The organism is Mesorhizobium sp. M7A.F.Ca.CA.001.10.2.1, from assembly GCF_003998575.1.
GTDB lineage: Bacteria > Pseudomonadota > Alphaproteobacteria > Rhizobiales > Rhizobiaceae > Mesorhizobium.
The window spans coordinates 1-596 of sequence record NZ_RZQY01001269.1 but is presented as its reverse complement, the minus strand read 5'-3'; the positions used below and the strand labels follow the sequence as shown (position 1 = coordinate 596).

The window sequence follows — 596 nt, the reverse complement described above, 5'->3', positions numbered from 1 at the left end:
GCCTTACCATTTGACGCTGAACCCCAGATTGCCTTCGAGGATCCGACGCTCGTCGCCGCCGAGATTGGTGGTGTAGTCGCCGGTGGCGAAGATGCTGACCTTGTCCGTCACCTTGGCGATCACACCGCCGCCGAACTCGAACGAGGTCGATCTGCCCTCGGTGGAGATATCGGTGGTGTCGAAATTGACATGGCTCGTGCCGCCGAAATCGTGCCAGATGTTGGCCTTGAGGTACGGCTGCAGCGCCATGCCATTGATCGTTGTTTCGCCTTGCAGCCGTGCGCCGAGCCGGCCGGTCACGTTGCCGTCGGTATCAAAGGAAACCGAAGCAAAGCGGTCCGATGCATCGTCGAGCGACAGTTGCTGCCAGACCAGTTGCGCCTGCGGTTCAAGCGTCCAGCCTTGCCCCAGCGCGATGGGATAGCCGCCTTCCAGCGAAGCGGTGACACCGGTCCCGCCGACGTCGATGCCGATGCCGCGCGACGATGTTGCGTCTCCGCCGAAGAAGGTGGCCATGAGGACGCCGTCCAGGTACCAGCCACCCTGACCGATCCGGGTCCAGTAGCCGCCGACGCTGGTGCCGTTGATATCCATGC

1 protein-coding gene is annotated in these 596 nt (G+C 62.9%); it reads right to left on the bottom strand.

Annotation, left to right across the window (positions count from 1 at the left end; translation table 11 throughout):
* Positions 1-3: 3 nt before the first annotated feature.
* On the bottom strand, positions 4-596 hold a 593-nt coding region (locus tag EN964_RS36570), incomplete at its 5' end, for an autotransporter outer membrane beta-barrel domain-containing protein (protein ID WP_127277601.1).